The 18,424-nt window shown below is 68.9% G+C and carries 16 protein-coding genes; 11 read left to right on the top strand and 5 right to left on the bottom strand.

Annotated elements, in window-relative coordinates; translation table 11 throughout:
• The first annotated feature begins 13 nt into the window (after window positions 1-13).
• Together DMB80_RS03875 and mnmA are read left to right on the top strand one after the other, a co-directional pair.
• Window positions 14-1,207 carry a cysteine desulfurase family protein gene (locus tag DMB80_RS03875; RefSeq protein WP_111508623.1) on the top strand — a complete coding sequence of 398 codons (1,194 nt, stop codon included), beginning with the start codon at window positions 14-16 and terminating at the stop codon, window positions 1,205-1,207.
• Window positions 1,208-1,209: 2 nt separating this feature from the next.
• Window positions 1,210-2,283 (top strand): tRNA 2-thiouridine(34) synthase MnmA, encoded by a 1,074-nt coding sequence (mnmA, locus tag DMB80_RS03870; protein WP_111508622.1) that lies wholly within the window; start codon window positions 1,210-1,212, stop codon window positions 2,281-2,283.
• A 49-nt stretch (window positions 2,284-2,332) separates the two neighbouring features.
• On the opposite strand, the gene DMB80_RS03865 is transcribed toward mnmA, so the two are convergent.
• Window positions 2,333-3,052: an SDR family NAD(P)-dependent oxidoreductase gene (locus DMB80_RS03865; protein WP_111508715.1), complete on the bottom strand. Its 720-nt coding sequence runs from the start codon at window positions 3,050-3,052 to the stop codon at window positions 2,333-2,335.
• Between the two features lie 95 nt (window positions 3,053-3,147).
• Between DMB80_RS03865 and DMB80_RS03860 the strand changes: the two genes are divergently transcribed.
• The gene (locus DMB80_RS03860; RefSeq protein ID WP_111508621.1) at window positions 3,148-3,750 is read left to right on the top strand and encodes a TetR/AcrR family transcriptional regulator; all 603 of its coding nucleotides are present in this window, start codon (window positions 3,148-3,150) and stop codon (window positions 3,748-3,750) included.
• 6 nt (window positions 3,751-3,756) lie between these two features.
• Here the strand turns inward: DMB80_RS03860 and DMB80_RS03855 are convergent, their stop codons facing one another.
• Window positions 3,757-4,410: a sensor domain-containing protein gene (locus DMB80_RS03855; RefSeq protein ID WP_111508620.1), complete on the bottom strand. Its 654-nt coding sequence runs from the start codon at window positions 4,408-4,410 to the stop codon at window positions 3,757-3,759.
• Between the two features lie 35 nt (window positions 4,411-4,445).
• Here DMB80_RS03855 and DMB80_RS03850 point away from each other — a divergent pair, with 35 nt between their 5' ends.
• Window positions 4,446-5,456, top strand: a complete 1,011-nt coding sequence (locus DMB80_RS03850) for a uroporphyrinogen decarboxylase/cobalamine-independent methonine synthase family protein (protein ID WP_111508619.1) — start codon at window positions 4,446-4,448, stop codon at window positions 5,454-5,456.
• A gap of 16 nt (window positions 5,457-5,472) precedes the next feature.
• Here DMB80_RS03850 and DMB80_RS03845 read toward each other — a convergent pair whose 3' ends face one another.
• Entirely contained in the window at window positions 5,473-7,089 is a 1,617-nt protein-coding gene (locus tag DMB80_RS03845) for a 4-coumarate--CoA ligase family protein (protein ID WP_111508618.1), read from the bottom strand.
• Window positions 7,090-7,260: 171 nt separating this feature from the next.
• Between DMB80_RS03845 and ligA the strand changes: the two genes are divergently transcribed.
• Window positions 7,261-9,369 (top strand): NAD-dependent DNA ligase LigA, encoded by a 2,109-nt coding sequence (gene ligA / locus DMB80_RS03840; RefSeq protein WP_420812119.1) that lies wholly within the window; start codon window positions 7,261-7,263, stop codon window positions 9,367-9,369.
• On the opposite strand, the gene DMB80_RS03835 is transcribed toward ligA, so the two are convergent.
• Window positions 9,366-10,025, bottom strand: a complete 660-nt coding sequence (locus tag DMB80_RS03835; RefSeq protein WP_082133149.1) for an ACT domain-containing protein — start codon at window positions 10,023-10,025, stop codon at window positions 9,366-9,368. The genes ligA and DMB80_RS03835 overlap by 4 nt on opposite strands.
• 82 nt (window positions 10,026-10,107) lie before the next feature.
• Between DMB80_RS03835 and gatC the strand changes: the two genes are divergently transcribed.
• From gatC to DMB80_RS03805, 6 genes are all read left to right on the top strand, one after another.
• Complete coding sequence (gene gatC / locus DMB80_RS03830) at window positions 10,108-10,407, top strand: Asp-tRNA(Asn)/Glu-tRNA(Gln) amidotransferase subunit GatC (protein ID WP_073684635.1); 300 nt, start codon at window positions 10,108-10,110, stop codon at window positions 10,405-10,407.
• On the top strand, window positions 10,404-11,894 hold the full coding sequence (gene gatA, locus DMB80_RS03825) for an Asp-tRNA(Asn)/Glu-tRNA(Gln) amidotransferase subunit GatA (RefSeq protein WP_111508616.1): 1,491 nt from the start codon (window positions 10,404-10,406) through the stop codon (window positions 11,892-11,894). Before gatC ends, gatA begins: the two co-directional genes overlap by 4 nt.
• An 18-nt stretch (window positions 11,895-11,912) precedes the next feature.
• The gene (locus DMB80_RS03820) at window positions 11,913-12,944 is read left to right on the top strand and encodes an ATP-dependent 6-phosphofructokinase (RefSeq protein WP_111508714.1); all 1,032 of its coding nucleotides are present in this window, start codon (window positions 11,913-11,915) and stop codon (window positions 12,942-12,944) included.
• A gap of 114 nt (window positions 12,945-13,058) precedes the next feature.
• Window positions 13,059-14,279 carry a GGDEF domain-containing protein gene (locus DMB80_RS03815; RefSeq protein ID WP_205538513.1) on the top strand — a complete coding sequence of 407 codons (1,221 nt, stop codon included), beginning with the start codon at window positions 13,059-13,061 and terminating at the stop codon, window positions 14,277-14,279.
• 9 nt (window positions 14,280-14,288) lie between these two features.
• The gene (gatB, locus tag DMB80_RS03810; protein ID WP_111508615.1) at window positions 14,289-15,800 is read left to right on the top strand and encodes an Asp-tRNA(Asn)/Glu-tRNA(Gln) amidotransferase subunit GatB; all 1,512 of its coding nucleotides are present in this window, start codon (window positions 14,289-14,291) and stop codon (window positions 15,798-15,800) included.
• 8 nt (window positions 15,801-15,808) lie between these two features.
• Window positions 15,809-17,179, top strand: coding sequence for a sensor histidine kinase (locus tag DMB80_RS03805; RefSeq protein ID WP_111508614.1), 1,371 nt, complete (start codon window positions 15,809-15,811; stop codon window positions 17,177-17,179).
• Here DMB80_RS03805 and DMB80_RS03800 read toward each other — a convergent pair.
• Window positions 17,176-18,297: a PQQ-dependent sugar dehydrogenase gene (locus tag DMB80_RS03800; protein ID WP_111508613.1), complete on the bottom strand. Its 1,122-nt coding sequence runs from the start codon at window positions 18,295-18,297 to the stop codon at window positions 17,176-17,178. The genes DMB80_RS03805 and DMB80_RS03800 overlap by 4 nt on opposite strands.
• Window positions 18,298-18,424 lie beyond the last annotated feature (127 nt).

Raw genomic sequence — 18,424 nt, 5'->3', positions numbered from 1 at the left:
ATTGTGGAGCGTTGTGACTGCGTCCGCGGTGTATCTCGACCACGCTGCCACCACCCCGATGCGCCCAGCTGCCATCGAGGCGGTGGCCGCAGCGCTGACCTCGGTCGGGAACGCGTCCTCGCTGCACGGATCGGGCCGCTCGGCGCGGCGCCGGCTGGAGGAGTCGCGTGAGACGCTGGCCGGCCTGCTCGGCGCGCGCCCCTCGGAGGTGGTCTTCACCGCCGGCGGTACCGAAAGCGACAACCTCGCCGTCAAAGGCATTTACTGGGCCCGCCGCGACGTCGATCCCGCCCGCCGTCGGATCGTCACGACGCCGGTGGAGCACCACGCGGTCCTCGACGCCGTCGAATGGCTGGTCGACCACGAAGGAGCCGAGGTGACCTGGGTGCCGGTCGATCGGCACGGGGTGGTCTCGGCCGAGGCGTTGCGCACCGCGATCGGCGATCCCGCCGACGTCGCCCTGGTATCGGTGATGTGGGCCAACAACGAGGTCGGCACGATCATGCCGATCGCCGAGCTCGCCGAGGTCTGCGCGGCCGTCGGCGTTCCGATGCACAGCGATGCGGTGCAGGCCGTCGGCCAGCTCCCGGTCGACTTCGCCGCGTCCGGGCTGTCGGCGATGAGCGTCACCGCCCACAAATTCGGTGGACCCACCGGGGTGGGCGCGCTCCTGCTGCGGCGCGACACCGCGTGCACCCCGCAGCTGCACGGCGGTGGTCAGGAACGCGACGTGCGTTCGGGCACGCAGGATGTCGCGGGCGTCACCGGTATGGCGGCCGCGGCGCGCGACGCCGTCGAGACCATGGATGCCACGGCCGCGCGGGTTCGTGCCCTGCGGGACCGGATGATCGCCGAGGTGCTCGCGACCATCGACGACGTCGACCTCAACGGCCCGACGGGGGCGGACCGGCTGCCCGGCAACACCCACTTCACCTTCCGCGGGTGTGAGGGCGACTCGCTGCTGATGCTGTTGGACGCCAAGGGAATCGAATGCTCCACCGGTTCGGCATGCACCGCCGGGGTGGCGCAACCCTCACACGTGCTGACCGCGATGGGCGCCGACCCCGCCAGTGCTCGCGGATCGCTGCGATTCTCGCTGGGGCACACCAGCACCGACTCCGACATCGACGCGGTCTTGGCGGTGCTGCCCGCTGCCGTCGAGCGCGCACGGCAAGCGGCTCTGGCGAGCGCCGCGGGACGGGCGTAGTCATGCGGGTTCTGGTCGCGATGAGCGGCGGCGTCGACTCCTCGGTGGCGGCGGCGCGGATGGTGGACGCCGGACACGACGTGACGGGCGTGCACCTGGCACTGTCGTCCGCGCCGGGCACGCTGCGCACCGGCTCACGGGGATGCTGCTCGAAGGAGGACGCCGGCGATGCCCGCCGCGTCGCCGATGTGCTCGACATCCCCTTCTACGTCTGGGATTTCGCCGACCGGTTCAAAGAGGACGTCATCGACGACTTCGTCGAGTCCTACGCGAGGGGTGAGACTCCCAATCCCTGCGTGCGCTGCAATGAGCGAATCAAGTTCGCGGCGTTGGCGGCTCGCGCGTTGGCGCTGGGCTTCGATGCGTTGGCCACCGGTCACTACGCCCAGCTGTCGGACGGGCGGTTGCGCCGCGCTGTGGATCACGACAAGGACCAGTCCTACGTGCTGGCGGTGCTGAGTGCAGAGCAGTTGCGGCACGCCGTGTTTCCGATCGGGGACACCCCCAAGGCGCAGATCCGCGAGGAGGCCGCCCAGCGGGGACTGTCCGTCGCCGACAAGGCCGACAGTCACGACATCTGCTTCATCCCGTCCGGGGACACCCGAGCGTTCCTGGGGGCACGGATCGGCGTGCGCCGGGGCACCGTCGTCGACACCACCGGTGCGGTCCTGGCCGAACACGATGGCGTGCACGGGTTCACGATCGGTCAGCGCAAGGGCCTCGGGATCGCCGGTCCCGGCCCCGACGGCCGGCCGCGCTACGTCACCGGTATCGACGCCGACACCGCCACGGTCTACGTGGGTGACGTCGCCGATCTCGAGGTGCACTCGCTGCGCGGCGAGCGTCCGGTGTTCACCTCGGGGGTGATCCCCGAGGGGCCGATCGAGTGCACGGTTCAGGTGCGCGCCCACGGCGGTATGGCGGACGCGGTGGCACACGTCGACGATGGTGTCGTGGTCGTCGATCTTCGTACTCCGCTGCGCGGGGTGGCGCCGGGGCAGACGCTGGTCCTCTACCGCCCGGACCCGCTCGGGGACGAGGTGCTGGGCAGCGCCACGATCACCGAGGCGCGCTGACCGAAGACTTCCGCTCAGGCGCGAGGCTTTCGGCGCGCCCCGACCGTGACTACACGGCGAAGGGAAAGCTGGTTGGTGGCCCGGACAGATAATCCTTGGCCTTGCGGCCGAGCGAGTCGAAGATCTCCACCTCGCCCGCCTCGAGCCCGTCGAGGGCCACGCTGACGAGGTCGGCGGGATCGATGGCAGCTCCCTCGGGCAATTCGATTCCGTGCTCTTCTGCGAAGTCGAAGAGCGTCTGCGTGCCGATCAGACCCGGAATCAGTGCTGCGACATGCGTGCCCTGCCCGGCGAGTTCCATGCGCACGTTGTTCGTCAGACCCCACTCGGCCGACTTCGAGGCAGCGTAGGCGGCGTTTCCATCGACAGTCGTCCACGCGGCCGCCGACAGGACGTTGAGGATCGCGCCGCCTCCGTTGCGGGCCAGGACGGGTGCGAATGCACGGATCACCGCCAGGGTGCCGTGGTAGTTGGTGTCCATCACGGACCTGATCGCCCGGGGGTCGCCCGTGATCAGGTTGCCCCCGGCGGTGTCGGCCGCGTTGTTGATCAGAAGGTCGACGTCGCCGGCGATCTCGGCGGCGGCGTCGACCTGGGCGGCGTCGGTGATGTCGAGGCGCAGGGCGCGGACGCCCGGGATGTCGACGAGCTCCGGACGCCGCACGGCGGCGTACACCGTCGCACCGCGGCGAAGGAGTTCGACGGCGAACGACCGGCCGAGGCCGCGGTTCGCGCCGGTGACCAGCGCGGTGGCGCCGTTGATCTGCATGATGGTCTCCTTGTCGGGCGGTGAACATGACCATGCGGTCATGTTTTTTACTCTGGCAGAAGATGACCGGGCGGTCAACTTGATACCCTGAGGTCATGTCATCACCCGCCAGAACCCAGCGCGCCGATGCCGCCCGCAATCGCGCGTCGCTGCTGGCGGCGGCCGAGAAGGTCTTCGCCGAGAAAGGCCACGCTGCCTCTGTGGCCGACATCGCGGCAGAGGCCGGGGTGGCCAAGGGTACCGTGTTCCGGCACTTCGCCACCAAAGAAGATCTGATCGCCTCGATCGTCTGTGATCACCTCGCCGTATTGTCAGGCGCGGCAAGGGAACTCGCTGATGCTCCCGATCCGGGAGAAGCCCTGCTGGAGTTCCTCACCGTCGCCGCAGACCAGCGGCGTCAGCACGACCTGACGTTTGCCCAGACCGCCAGCGATCACGATCCCCGAGTGGTGAACGCGCGCACCGAATTACACGAGAGCCTCGATGTGCTCGTCGGGCGCGCCCGGGAGGCGGGAGTGATCCGCGCCGACATCACCGAAGCCGACGTCTTCCTGCTGATGTGTGCACCGGTCCATGCCGTCGAGAACGTCGCCGATCCGTCGCCGACGCTGTGGCGGCGCTACCTCGCGATCATCTTCGACGGGTTGCGCCCGCAGGGCGCCCACCCGCTCCCGCACCCCGCGCCGGTGCTTCCCTAGCGCCGATCAGCCCGGCACGTTGTCGGCGATGTTCGTCATCACCAGATCGGGCACCGAGTCGGGGAACGAACACGACGTCACCTCGATCAGCACCACCGACTTCACCCGGTAGTCACGGCCGCACGAGCCCGGACGGATCTGCACCGAATCACCCGTCGCGACGACGTCGCCGACCAGCATCGGGCCCCGTTCGGTACCCCCGCAGGCCGAAACGCGCCGGGTCAGGTCGGTCAGTGCGGTCACCGCGGTCGCGGTGTCGCGATAACCGGCAGCGGCCTGAGAGAGCAGACCGCCCCGTCGGGGGCTCTGGTACGTGGTCTTGTGGAACTCCTCGACGTCAGGTCCGAACACCTCGGTCTCGGCGAGCAGCCAGCCGCACTCCTGCGGAAGATCCCGGGCGAATGCGTCGGGGAGAAACCCTTGATCCGTCGGAATGTCCACCGGCACTTTGCTTTCCATTCCGGGTACCGGTGTCAGATCGGAACCGGCACCGCTGAGCGCCTGCATCTGCGACCGATCCAACAACACGGCGTCGACATCGACCGGCGACCGGGAGTTCTCGTCGAGCGCGGGTACCGGCCGCGTGGCGGAGCCCGCGACGGTCTGTGTACACCCGGAAACGACGACGGCCAGCGCGCACAGCAGCACACGGCCCGTCATGCCCCGACAGTAGTGCGTCGCCTATCGTCGGGCGAGTGAGTGCTTTCGCCGCCGCGACAGGGATCGGATCGTGGCCGGGTACGTCGGTCCGTGAGGCGGCCGAGGTTGTCGTGGGGGAGCTGCATCGGCTGCCCCATCTGGTCGAGCTGCCGGGCCGCGGCGTGGGCGCGGACCTGATCGGCCGCGCGGGCGCGTTGCTGGTCGACATCACCCTGGACACCGTGCCGCGCGGCTACCGCATCGCCGGGGGGCGCAGCGCCGCGACGCGCCGTGCGATGAGCCTGCTCGACGAGGACGTCGACGCGCTCGAAGAAGCCTGGGAGAAGGCGGGATTGCGCGGTGGCGACCGGGTGGTCAAGGTGCAGGCCCCCGGCCCGGTGACGCTCGCCGCGCACCTGGAACTGGGTGGCGGACACCGCGCGATCACCGATGCCGGCGCCGTACGCGATCTCACTGCGTCGCTGGCCGAAGGCGTGGCGGTGCATCGCGCTCAGCTGGAGCGGCGCCTGCAGGCCACCGTCGTCGTGCAGTTCGACGAGCCCACCCTGCCGGCGGCGCTGACCGGCCGACTGAGCGGAGTGAGCAGTCTGAACCCGGTCCACCCGGTGGACGCCGCGGTGGTCGTCGATCTGCTCGATCAGTGCGTCGCCCGCGTGGGCGGCGAGGTCGCGGTGCACTGCTGCGCCGCCGACATCCCATGGACTGTGTTGCAGCGCAGCACGATTGCGGCGGTGATGGTCGATGTCGGCACCCTGAGCGCGACCGATCTCGACGGGGTGGGGGAGTTTCTCGAATCCGGTCGCACGGTGCTGCTGGGTGCGGTGCCGGCGGTCGCGCCCTCGCACCGGCCCGCCGTCGAGGAGGTCGCGGCCGCGGTCGCCGCGGTGACCGATCGGCTCGGCTTTCCCCGGACCGTGCTGCGCGACCGGGTCGGTGTCACTCCGGCGTGCGGGCTGGCTGGTGCGACGGCCGAGTGGGCCCGGCGTGCGGTCGAGCTGGCGCAGAAAGTCGCCGACGGCCTGGCCGAGGACCCGGATTCCGCCTAGCGCCGAGGGGTGCCGCTCAGGCGGTGCGCAGATCCTTGCGCAGGATCTTCCCCGACGCCGATTTCGGTATGGCGTCGATGAATTGGACCTTGCGCACCTTCTTGTAGGGCGCCACCTGGCCCGCGACGAACTCGATGACCTCGTCCTCGGTGAGGTCCGCGCCGGCCTGCTTCACCACGTACGCCTTGGGTACCTCTTCGCCCTCGTCGTTGGTCACCCCGATGACGGCCGCGTCGGCGATTCCGGGATGGCCCAGCAGCACGGCCTCCAGTTCGGCCGGCGGCACCTGGTAGCCCTTGTACTTGATGAGCTCCTTGAGCCGGTCCACGATGTACACGCACCCGTGGGCGTCGACCTGGGCGAGATCTCCGGTGTGCAACCACCCGTCGTCGTCGACGGTGCTGCGGGTGGCCTCGTCGTTGTTGAGGTATCCGGCCATCACGTTGGGTCCCTTGAACCACAGTTCGCCGGTGGCGGACAGGCCTTCGTCCGGCGGGTTGATGTCTTTGCCGGTCTCCGGGTCGACGATCTTGGACACTGCGTTGGACACCGTCCACCCCACCGAACTCAGCGGTGCGTCGACGTGCATGTCGTGGGCACCGGCGTCGAACGGGGTGATGTGGCTGACCGGGCTGAGCTCACTCATGCCGTATCCCTGCACGACCCGGCAGTCCAGCCGCTGCGCCACGGCGCGACCGAGTTCGGCGTCCAACGGAGCCGCCCCCGACATCACCACCTTCAGGGAGGACAGGTCGTGCTCGTCGACCATCGGGTGCTTGGCGAGGGCGACAGCCACCGGCGGCGCGATGAACGCGATCGTGGCGCGGTGCTCGGCGATGTTGCCGAGGAACTTGGCGAGATCGAAGCTCGGCATGATGACCAGGCGGGCGCGGGCGTGCAGCGCAGCGTTCAGCAGCACGGTCATCCCGTAGATGTGGAAGAACGGCAATACCGCCAGCACCACGTCATCGGGCACCATGCCGTGCAGCGGTCTGATCTGTGCGACGTTGGCCACCAGGTTGCGGTGGGTGAGCATCACACCCTTGGGGTTGCCCGTCGTGCCCGAGCTGTAGGGCAGCGCCGCCAGATGCGACGACGGGGCGAACGTCACCTCCGGTGCCGCGGCGTTGCCGTCGAGCAGTTCGACGGCATTGGGGTGACCGTCTGCCGCCCGTCCTGCTCCGTCGAGCACCACGAGGTTCTCCGCGGGCAAACCGACCAGTTCGACGGCCTCGGCGGCCTGCGGTGCCAGCGCCGACACCGTGATCAGCAGCGCCGCCCGCGAGTCCGTCAGCTGCTTGGCGATGTCCTTCGCGGTGAACAAGGCGTTGATGGTCGTCGCCGTCGCCCCGGATCGCAGAATGCCGTGAAATGCCACCGCGAATGCCGAGCTGTTCGGGGCGAGGAGTCCGACCACATCGCCGACGCCCAACCCCCTGGCAGCGAGCGCACCCGCGAATGAGTCGATGCGCCCGACCATTTCGCGGTAGCTGGTCTGCCGGCCGGTGGTGGAGTCGATCAACGCGATGCGGTCCAGGTGCTCGGCGTCGGGGCCCGCCAGTCCGGAGAACAGGTAGTCGTAGACGCTCGCGGTGGGGATGTCGACTTCGGGGAAGGGGCTAGAGAAGCTCATGGTGTCTCCGATCGAATCATGTCCGGACCGCGCCGGCTCGCTCTTCGTCGAGCTGCGTCATCAATTTGTTCAACGCCACCGAGAGCGTAGTCAGCAGGCGCGACCGGCGGTGTCGGTGCGCTTCGATAGCCTGCCAGGGTGAGTCCGAAGGCGTCCCCTGATCCCGAGGCAGTGCTGGCCGAGCAGGCCGACGACGCCCCGGACGCGGAGGTCCGGCGGCAGTGGCAGGAGCTCGCCGACGAGGTGCGCCAGCACCAGTTCCGCTATTACGTGCGTGACGCGCCGGTCGTCTCCGACGCCGAGTTTGACACCCTGCTGCGCCGCCTGCAGGCGCTCGAGGACGAACATCCCGAGCTGCGCACCCCTGACTCACCCACCCAGCTCGTCGGCGGCGCCGGTTTCGCGACGGACTTCACCCCGGCCGAGCACCTCGAGCGGATGCTCAGCCTGGACAACGTCTTCGATCCCGAGGAGCTGGCTGCGTGGGCGGCGCGTATCGCGGGGGAGATCGGTCCGCATGCCCAGTACCTGTGTGAGCTCAAGATCGATGGCGTGGCACTCGCGCTCGTCTATCGCGAGGGGCGGCTCGTCCGCGCGGCCACGCGAGGTGACGGGCGCACCGGCGAAGACGTCACACTCAACGCGCGCACCATCGAGGACATCCCCGAAACCCTCACCGCCACAGATGAATTCCCTGTCCCCCCGGTGCTCGAGGTGCGCGGTGAGGTGTTCTTCCGGGTGGCGGACTTCGAAGAACTGAACGCGGGCCTGGTTGCCGAGGGCAAGCCCCCGTTCGCCAATCCGCGCAACAGCGCCGCCGGCTCACTGCGCCAGAAGAACCCCGCGGTCACCGCGAAGCGCCGGCTGCGGATGATCTGCCACGGACTGGGGCACATCGAGAGCCCCGGCGGCTTTCCGTTCGCGACGCTGCACGATGCCTACCGCGCGCTCGGCGCGTGGGGGCTGCCGGTGTCCGACCACACCGCCCAGGTCAAGGGTCTTCAGGCGGCCACCGAACGCATCGCCTACTGGGGTGAGCACCGCCACGATGTCGAGCACGAGATCGATGGCGTGGTGGTCAAGGTGGACGAGGTGGCGTTGCAGCGCCGACTGGGGGCGACATCGCGAGCACCCCGGTGGGCGGTGGCATACAAGTATCCGCCGGAGGAGGCGACCACCAAGCTCCTCGACATCCGCGTCAATGTGGGCCGCACGGGCCGGGTGACCCCGTTCGCCTACATGGAGCCCGTGAAAGTCGCGGGGTCGACGGTCGGGCTGGCCACGTTGCACAACGGGTCGGAGGTCAAGCGCAAGGGCGTGCTGATCGGCGACACGGTGGTGATCCGCAAGGCCGGCGACGTCATTCCCGAGGTGCTCGGACCGGTGGTGGATCTACGTGACGGCTCCGAGCGTGAGTTCACGATGCCGACGCACTGCCCCGAGTGCGGAACCGAGTTGGCGCCGGCCAAAGAGGGTGACGCCGACATACGCTGCCCCAACTCCCGGTCCTGTCCGGCGCAGTTGCGGGAGCGGGTGTTCCACGTCGCCGGTCGCGGCGCCTTCGACATCGAGGGACTCGGTTATGAGGCCGCCACCGCACTGTTGCAGGCCGGCGTCATCACCGACGAGGGCGACATCTTCGGGTTGACCGCCGACGATCTGCTGCGGACCGAGTTGTTCACCACCAAGGCCGGTCAGGTCTCGGCGAACGGCAAGCGGCTGCTGACCAATCTGGACAAGGCCAAGGCGCAACCGCTGTGGCGGGTACTGGTGGCGCTGTCCATCCGACACGTCGGTCCCACGGCAGCGCGCGCGCTGGCCACCGAATTCGGCAGCCTCGAGGCGATCACGTCGGCCTCGGAAGAACAGCTCGCCGCCACTGAAGGCGTCGGCCCGACGATCGCCGCCGCCGTCACCGACTGGTTCACCGTCGACTGGCACCGCGCGATCGTCGACAAGTGGCGGGCGGCCGGCGTCCGGATGGAAGACGAGCGCGACGCCAGCATCGAGCGCACGCTCGAAGGCCTGTCGATCGTCGTCACGGGCTCGTTGGCGGGCTTCAGCCGCGACGACGCGAAGGAAGCGATCATCGCGCGCGGCGGCAAGGCCGCCAGCTCGGTGTCGAAGAAGACGGCGTACGTGGTCGCCGGCGACGCCCCGGGGTCCAAGTACGACAAGGCCATCGAACTCGGCGTCCCGGTGCTCGACGAGGACGGTTTCCGCCGATTGCTCGACAGCGGCCCCGACGCGGTGTCGGAGGCCGTCCCGCCCGAGGGCTAACGCAGGATCGTCGCGATGATGCCGGCCAGGTAACCCAGCCGCGCCACCTCGCTGGGACGGAATTCGGGTCCGCCCGGCCGGCCGAGCACGATCGCGGTGTGGGTGTCGCCCAGCGGTGCGGCCGTCAACGTCGTGTCCATGTCGCGCCACACCTGGGGCACCCAGTCCGCGTGGCCGTCCAGCGCTTTCGGAGAATCCAGCGGCAGCCATGGGGTCTGCGCGGCCTGCGTCTCCGGGGCCCCTGAGCTGCCGACCACGCGCTGAGGTCCCTGCTCGGTCAGGCGCGTCACCGTGCACCAGCCGACCCGCAACACCTTGGGCGCCTCGTCGACCAGCACCTGCAGGCGGCGATCTTTGCCGTTCGCCGCGGCCACGTGGTCGATGAGCTCGAGCTCACGGTGCGCCTCGAGCAGCCCGGTGTGCGGCCGGATGCTGTCGACGTAGACGCCGCTGATCTTCTCGGCGGCGGTGATCAGCATGTCGGGCATCGCACCCGGGGGGAGTTCGACCACCAGGTCGTCGACGGCATAGCCGGAGGTGCGCTCGACCACGTCCAGGGACAGGATGTCGGCGCCGACGGACCCCAGGGCCACGGCCAGCGAACCGAGGCTGCCCGGGCGGTCCTCCAGCTCGACACGCAGCAGATACGACGGCACGCGCAACACTGTGTCACGGACTCCCGGGCGGCGGCGACTCGGACGCAAGCGCCGGAGTCGCGTTCAACTAGGCTTCGTGGTCGTGTCCCAGATCTCCCGAGACGAGGTAGCGCACTTGGCGCGGCTGGCCCGTCTGGCCCTCACAGACGATGAACTCGACAGCTTCGCGGGTCAGCTTGACGCCATCATCGGCCACGTCAGCCATATCCAGGCCGTCGACGTCACGGGCGTCGCCGCCACCGACAACCCGCTCGCGAGCGTGAACGTCTTCCGGTCCGACGAGCCGCAGCCGTGTCTGACACAGGAGCAGGCGCTGGCCGAGGCGCCCAACGCCGCCGAAGGACGCTTCGCCGTGCCGCGCATCCTGGGAGAGCCCGAATGAGCGAGACCGACCTGATCCGGCTCGACGCCGCCACGCTGGCCGGCAAGATCGCCGCCGGCGAGGTGTCCTCGGTCGAGGCGACGCAGGCCTGCCTGGACCAGATCGCCGCCACCGACGGCGACTATCACGCATTCCTGCACGTCGCGGGCGAGCAGGCGTTGGCCGCCGCCGCCGAGGTCGACAAAACTGTGGCCGCGGGTGAGCAGCTGAGCTCGCCGCTGGCCGGCGTTCCGCTCGCCCTCAAGGACGTGTTCACCACCGCCGACATGCCCACCACCTGCGGGTCGAAGATCCTCGAGGACTGGACGTCGCCGTACGACGCCACGGTGACGGCCCGGCTGCGCGCCGCGGGCATCCCGATCCTCGGCAAGACCAACATGGACGAGTTCGCGATGGGCAGTTCGACCGAGAACTCCGCCTACGGCCCCACCCGCAACCCATGGGACACCGAGCGGGTGCCCGGCGGTTCCGGCGGTGGCAGTGCGGCCGCGCTGGCCGCTTTCCAGGCACCGCTGGCCATCGGCTCGGACACCGGCGGGTCGATCCGCCAACCCGCCGCGCTGACTGCCACCGTCGGGGTGAAACCGACCTACGGCACGGTGTCGCGGTACGGGCTGATCGCGTGTGCGTCCTCGCTGGACCAGGGTGGGCCGTGCGCCCGCACCGTGCTGGACACCGCGCTGCTGCACCAGGTCATCGCCGGGTACGACCCGAGGGATTCGACGTCGAGCGACGCCGCGGTGCCCGACGTCGTCGCCGCGGCGAAGGCCGGCGCCGCCGGTGACCTGACGGGCGTGCGCATCGGGGTGGTCAAGCAGCTCCGTAGTGGCGAGGGCTATCAGCCCGGCGTGCTCGCGTCGTTCACCGCGGCCGTCGACCAGCTCAGCGCGCTCGGCGCGCAGATCACCGAGGTGGACTGCCCGCACTTCGACTACTCGCTGCCGGCCTACTACTTGATCCTGCCGTCGGAGGTGTCGTCGAACCTCGCGAAATTCGACGGGATGCGCTACGGCCTGCGCGTCGGCGACGACGGCACCCGCAGCGCCGAAGAGGTGATGGCCCTGACCCGGGCCGCCGGGTTCGGTCCAGAAGTCAAGCGCCGCATCATGATCGGTGCCTACGCACTCTCGGCGGGCTACTACGACGCGTACTACAACCAGGCGCAGAAGGTCCGCACGCTGATCGCGCGTGATCTGGACGAGGCGTACACGAAGGTCGATGTGCTGGTGTCCCCGGCGACGCCGACCACCGCGTTCCGCCTCGGGGAGAAGGTCGACGACCCGCTGTCGATGTATCTGTTCGACCTGTGCACGCTGCCGCTGAATCTGGCCGGGCACTGCGGGATGTCGGTGCCGTCGGGGTTGTCGAGTGATGACAACCTGCCGGTGGGCCTGCAGATCATGGCGCCGGCACTGGCCGACGACCGGCTCTATCGGGTGGGTGCGGCCTATGAAGTTGCCCGGGGTGCTCTGCCAACTGCGCTGTGACAGGGGAGGATGGAGACCATGCGCATCGGAGTACTGACCGGCGGTGGTGACTGTCCAGGACTGAACGCGGTGATCAGGGCGGTGGTGCGAACCTGCGACGCGCGGTACGGCTCCTCGGTCGTCGGGTTCCTCGACGGCTGGCGCGGCCTGCTCGAGGACCGCCGCATCCAGCTGGCCAACGACGACCGCAACGACCGGCTGCTCGCCAAGGGTGGCACCATGCTCGGCACGGCCAGGACCAACCCCGACAAGCTGCGCGCCGGCCTGGACCAGATCAAACAGACCCTCGAGGACAACGGCATCGACGTGCTGATCCCGATCGGGGGAGAGGGCACGCTGACCGCGGCGCACTGGCTCTCCGAGGAGGGGGTGCCCGTCGTCGGTGTTCCGAAGACCATCGACAACGACATCGACTGCACCGACGTCACATTCGGGCACGACACGGCCCTCCACGTGGCCACCGAGGCCATCGATCGGTTGCACAGCACCGCGGAATCACATCAGCGCGTGATGCTCGTCGAGGTGATGGGGAGGCACGCGGGGTGGATCGCGCTGAACGCCGGGATGGCCTCGGGTGCGCACATGACACTGATCCCCGAGCAGCCCTTCGACGTCGAAGAGGTGTGCCGGCTGGTCAAACGCCGCTTCCAGCGCGGTGATTCGCACTTCATCTGCGTCGTTGCCGAGGGCGCGAAGCCGGCCGAGGGCACCATGCAATTGCGCAAGGGCGGCATGGACGAGTTCGGTCACGAGAGGTTCACCGGCGTCGCTGCGCAGTTGGCGCTCGAGGTCGAGCAGCGCATCAAGAAGGAGGTGCGCGTGACCGTGCTGGGCCACGTCCAACGCGGTGGCACCCCAACGCCGTACGACCGGGTGCTGGCCACACGTTTCGGCGTGAATGCCGCCGACGCGGCGCACGCGGGGGAGTACGGCATGATGGTCTCGCTGCGGGGTCAGGAGATCGGCCGGGTGCCTCTCGCCGATGCGGTGCGCCAACTCAAGCTGGTGCCACAGAGCCGCTACGACGACGCCGCCGAGTTCTTCGGCTGAGTTTTTTCGGCGACCAGACACGAACTCGAGTGACTCGCCGGGAAAACACTCGAGTTCGTGTCTTCTCGCGGGAGAAAAGTGCCCGTCCGTTGCGGGGCACGGCAGACTGCACCCATGCACGGCGAGTCGCGGGAACCACTGCACGCGCGTCTCGTCGTCGATGAGGCCGGCGTCGTCGTCGCCGCCGATCCGGCCGTCGTTCCCATGCTCGGCGACCGCGCCGTCGCCGGCGCGGATCTGCGCGATGTCCTCGACGGCAGTACCGCGGCCGAAGTGCTCGACTACCTGGGCGGCCGACACCGGCACGCGGCCGTGTTCGACACCCGCGGGCTGCGCATCGTCGTCCGGCCGGCTGCGCGCGGTGATCGCTATGACGTCGATGTCGAGAATGTCGATGTCCAGCACGCCCGCCTGCGCCGTCTGCACCTGACCGAGGCGACGATCGAGTGCGTCACCGACATGATCATCTGGCTGGACCGAGACGGCAGGTACGTCTTCGTCAACGCCGCGGCCTGCAGTCTGCTCGGCTACACCGCTGACGAACTGTCCCGGCTCCGCGTGGTCGACGTCGACCCGTTCTTCGACGACGACATCTGGCGAGAGCACTGGCGCGACATCGTGGAACGCAAGTCCTTCGTCATCGAGACGGTGAACACCACGAAAGACGGAACCGACATACCGATCGAGGTGACGGTGAACTACGTCGACTTCGACGGTGAGGAGTACAACTGCTCCATCGTGCGGGACATCACCGAGCGCAAGGTCGTCGAGTCGCGGCTGCTTCAGCTCAACGAGGAGATCACCCGTCTGTCGATCACCGACGATCTCACCGGGATCGCCAATCGTCGCCGATTCGACGCGGTGCTGGCCGATTTCGTCGGCGACCATGTCGTCACGGGCGATCCTCTGTCGATCATCATGATCGACATCGACCACTTCAAGGTGTTCAACGATCACCTCGGCCACAGCGCGGGGGACGAATGCCTGAGACAGGTGGCCTCGGTTCTCGATCGGATAGCCGCCGCGCGGGGCGGGCTCGCGGCCCGTTACGGCGGCGAGGAGTTCCTGTGCCTACTTCCGCGCGCCGACGAGGCGGCCGCGGCTGAGGTCGCCCGGCAGTGCCAGATTGCTGTGGCGGAGCTGGAGATCGCGCATCCCGCGTCGATGACGGCCGCGGCCGTCACCGTCAGCGCCGGAGTGCTGACCTGCCGTCGCCCGTTCGACATCGCCCGTATTCTGACCGGCGTGGACGCCCAGCTCTACCGCGCCAAGAGGGAGGGCCGCAACCGGGTGGTGTACGGACCGGACACCGGCTCGGCAGCGCCCAGCACTTAGGATCGGGGCATGACTTCCGTGACCTCGGCCACCGCACCGCTGCTGGACTACGACCAGGTCATCGCCGCCTACGAGCCGGTTCTCGGCCTCGAGGTGCATGTCGAGCTCTCGACGCAGACCAAGATGTTCTGCGGCTGCCCGAACCGCTTCGGCGGCGAACCCAACACCCAGGTGTGCCCGGTGTGCCTCGGGCTGCCCGGTTCGCTGCCCGTGCTCAACGAGTCGGCGGTCGAGTCCGCGATCCGGATCGGGCTGGCGCTGAACTGCCAGATCGCGCCGTGGGGCCGGTTCGCCCGCAAGAACTACTTCTATCCCGATCAGCCGAAGAACTACCAGATCAGCCAGTACGACGAGCCGATCGCCGTCAACGGCCACCTCGAGGTGCCGCTCGACGACGGCAGCACGTGGCGCGTGGAGATCGAGCGTGCGCACATGGAGGAGGACACCGGGAAGCTGACCCACCTGGGCAGTGACACCGGCCGTATCGCCGGCGCGACGACCTCGCTCGCCGATTACAACCGCTCCGGCGTGCCGTTGATCGAGATCGTCACCAAGCCGATCGAAGGCGCCGGTGCCCGCGCTCCCGAGATCGCCCGCGCCTACGTGACCGCCCTGCGAGACCTGCTGCGCGCCTTGGACGTTTCCGACGTCCGCATGGATCAGGGCTCGATGCGCTGCGACTCCAACATCTCGCTCAAGCCGATCGGACAGGTCGAGTTCGGTACCCGCACCGAGACCAAGAATGTCAACTCGCTCAAGAGCGTCGAAGTCGCGGTGCGCTACGAAATGCGCAGGCAGGCAGCAGTTCTGGAGTCCGGTGGCACCGTCACCCAGGAGACCCGGCACTTCCACGAGGACGGCTACACCTCGCCGGGCCGCAGCAAGGAGACCGCTCAGGACTACCGCTATTTCCCCGAACCCGATCTCGAGCCCGTCGCGCCCAGTGATGAACTCGTCGAGCGGTTGCGCGGCACCATTCCCGAGCTTCCCTGGTTGTCGCGCAAGCGCATTCAGCAGGAGTGGGGCATCTCCGATGAGGTGATGCGCGATCTCGTCAACATCGGGGCGCTCGATCTGATCACCGCGACGGTCTCGCACGGCGCGTCCAGCGATGCAGCGCGCGCCTGGTGGGGAAACTTCCTGGTGCAGAAGGCCAACGAAAAAGGCGTGGAACTCGACGAGCTGCCCATCACACCCGCCCAGGTGGCCGCGGTGGTCAAGCTCGTCGACGACGGGAAGCTCTCGAACAAGCTGGCCCGCCAGGTCGTCGAGGGTGTGCTGGCCGGCGAGGGCGAACCCGACGAGGTGATGACCGCGCGCGGGCTCGCAGTGGTTCGCGATGATTCACTCATCCAGTCCGCGGTCGACGAGGCGCTGGCCGCCAACCCGGACATCGCCGAGAAGATCCGCGGCGGCAAGGTGGCCGCGGCAGGCGCGATCGTCGGTGCAGTGATGAAGGCGACCAAGGGGCAGGCGGACGCCGCGCGCGTGCGTGAGCTGGTCATGGCCGCCTGCAGTTGACGCTGCCGATGAAGCGCGCCCAAGACCTGGTACTGCGCCTGCTCTCGCATCCGCTGCGGCTGCTGTCGCTGCGCTCGATCGTCATCCTGGCTCAGGTCGGCGTGATCATCCTGGTGCTCACGCTCGGCATCTGGGTGTGGGTGGGCGTCACCAACGATCAATACGATCAGCTCGACCGTCGGTTGGACTCGCTGTCGAGCCTCGGCGACGTGAACACGCTGCTGCGCAGCGCGCAGGAAGGGGTGGGGCCCGAACCGGCCGAGGGCGGCCTCGTCCGGACAGCCCGCATCGGCCCGGTCGCCGTGTCGATGCCGCCCGACATCGTCCTGCCCGAGCTGCCCAACGGGTACGCCGACGCGACGATCGGCGGCGTCGAGTACCGCATCCGCACCATCACCACCGGCGCCGCGTCGATCGCACTCGGCGCGCCGCTGGCTGACACCCAGGCGCGCATCGACTCGCTGCACTGGCGGGTGTTCTGGATCTGCGCGGGCGTGATCCTGGCCACGCTGCTGGTGGGGTGGGTGATCGCGCTGATCATGGTCAACCCGTTCCGGCTGCTCGCGCAGCAGGCGCGTGCCATCAACGCCCAGTCCAATCCGGACGAGGTGCAGGTGCGCGGCGTGTGGGAGGCCGTCGAGATCTCCGAGGCGGTGGAGGGCATGCTCGCCCGGATCGGCAACGAGCAGCAGCGGACCCGGGCGGCACTGGAGTCGGCACGCGACTTCGCCGCGGTGGCCTCCCACGAACTGCGCACCCCGCTGACGGCCATGCGCACCAACCTCGAGGTGCTGATGACCCTCGACCTGAGCCCGGAGCAACGCCGGGAGGTCATCGGCGACGTCATGCGCACGCAGTCGCGGATCGAGGCCACGCTGTCGGCGCTCGAGCGACTGGCGCAGGGCGAGCTGACCACGGTGGCCGACTTCGTCCCCCTCGATGTCGCCGAACTGCTCGACCGGGCCGCCCACGACGCCCGGCACAACTACCCGGGGCTTGAAGTCTCGCTGGCGTCGTCGACGACGGTGCTGATGCTGGGGATGCCTGCCGGGTTGCGATTGGTGGTCGACAACGCGATAGCCAACGCCGTCAAGCACGGCGGCGCGACGCGGGTGCAGTTGAGTGTGATCAGCTCGGCCGACGGGGTCGAGATCGCGGTGGACGACAACGGTTCCGGCGTGCCGGAGGAGGAACGCAAAGAAGTGTTCCAACGCTTCCACCGAGGGACGACAGCGTCCCGCTCGGGCTCCGGCCTGGGCCTGGCGCTCGTCGCGCAACAGGCCGAGATCCACGGCGGCACAGCGGCTTTGGAGCACAGCCCGCTGGGTGGCACACGGCTGATCCTGCGCCTGCCCGGGTCCGGGCCCAGTTCGGTCTAGGTCTTCTCGTCGTTGGCGCGGGGGAAGCCACCGCCCTGCGGGAACAGCGGGAACACCACGTCGTCGAGCTTCTCCGCGTCTCCGGAGGTCTTGTTGACCGTGGCGCCCCAGATGTTGCCGTCGGGAGCGACTTGCAGCGCCCAGGCATGGCCGTGCTGATCCTTTCGGACCACCTCCGGCTCGCCGGTCACCGCGCCGGTGTCGGGTGCCATCCGCACCGCGACGGTCTGCTTGGTGTTGACGAGGTTCACCAGCACGGTGCCGTCGAGCGCGGCGCAGCCGGCCACCCCGGGCCGGTCCGGCCAGGACCACACCGTCGACACCTTGGAGTCCTTGGTGATGCGCTGCAGCCGGTCCGCGGTCGGTGTCCGGTCGGTGACGTAGAGCGATTCGTCGGACGGGTCGATGCACATGCCGCCGCCCGACCCCAGACCGGACAGCGCGGTGGTGGTGGGCGCCTGGTTGACCGTGGTGGGCTGCTCGATGCGCAGCAGCTTGCCGGCCATCGAGCCCGGATCGGCGGCCAACGCCGGGTCGCCCGCGTCGCCGGTCTGCACCATCAGCGTCGTGGGGCTGGTGAAGACCAGTGACCCGGTGTTACCGGTCGCGCCCTTCGGGATGCCGGTCAGGATCGGCTTGGGCACGTCACCGTCGGCGATGCGCACCACCCTGTTGTCGGTCGGGGTGCTGATGTAGGCGTAGGTCAACCGATCCTGCTGGTAGGTGGGCGACTGAACGATGTCCATCAGCCCGCCGTCGCCGCTGCCGTCGACCGGGATCGTCATCTTGACGAAGGGCTCGGCCCTCGTGGCGACCTGCTTGACCGCGCCGGTCACCCGTTCGGCCACCAGTGCCGACTGGCTGTCGGGCAGCATGATGAGCCCGCTGGTGCTCTCCAGGCAGCCCTGCATGACGCCTTGCGCCGGACACGCCTTGGGGAACGGTTGGGCGGGTAGGGGCGCCGGCGGCGGCGGCGTCGACGTGGGCCCGGGCGCCATCTGCGGCTTCGTCGTGAACGGCTGCGATTGCGCCGAATCGAAGCGCGCGCAGCCGGTGATGCCGAGCAGGGCTGCACTTGCCACCACGGCGGCTACCCGCAACGACCGGCGTCGACTCATGCGAGCCAGATTACGGATCGTTGCGCGGTGCTCGCCACGGCGGCCGGGTCGACCAGGTCAGACGGGTCGGTGCACCCGCCAAACACGTGGTCGGGCGCGCCGAGCGAATTCCCGGGTACGACCTGGT

Origin of the sequence: Mycobacterium kyogaense (assembly GCF_003254575.1) — a bacterium.
GTDB classification, from domain to species: domain Bacteria; phylum Actinomycetota; class Actinomycetes; order Mycobacteriales; family Mycobacteriaceae; genus Mycobacterium; species Mycobacterium kyogaense.
Note: the sequence above shows the minus strand (reverse complement) of the source record. Positions and strands in the feature narration are given on the sequence as shown.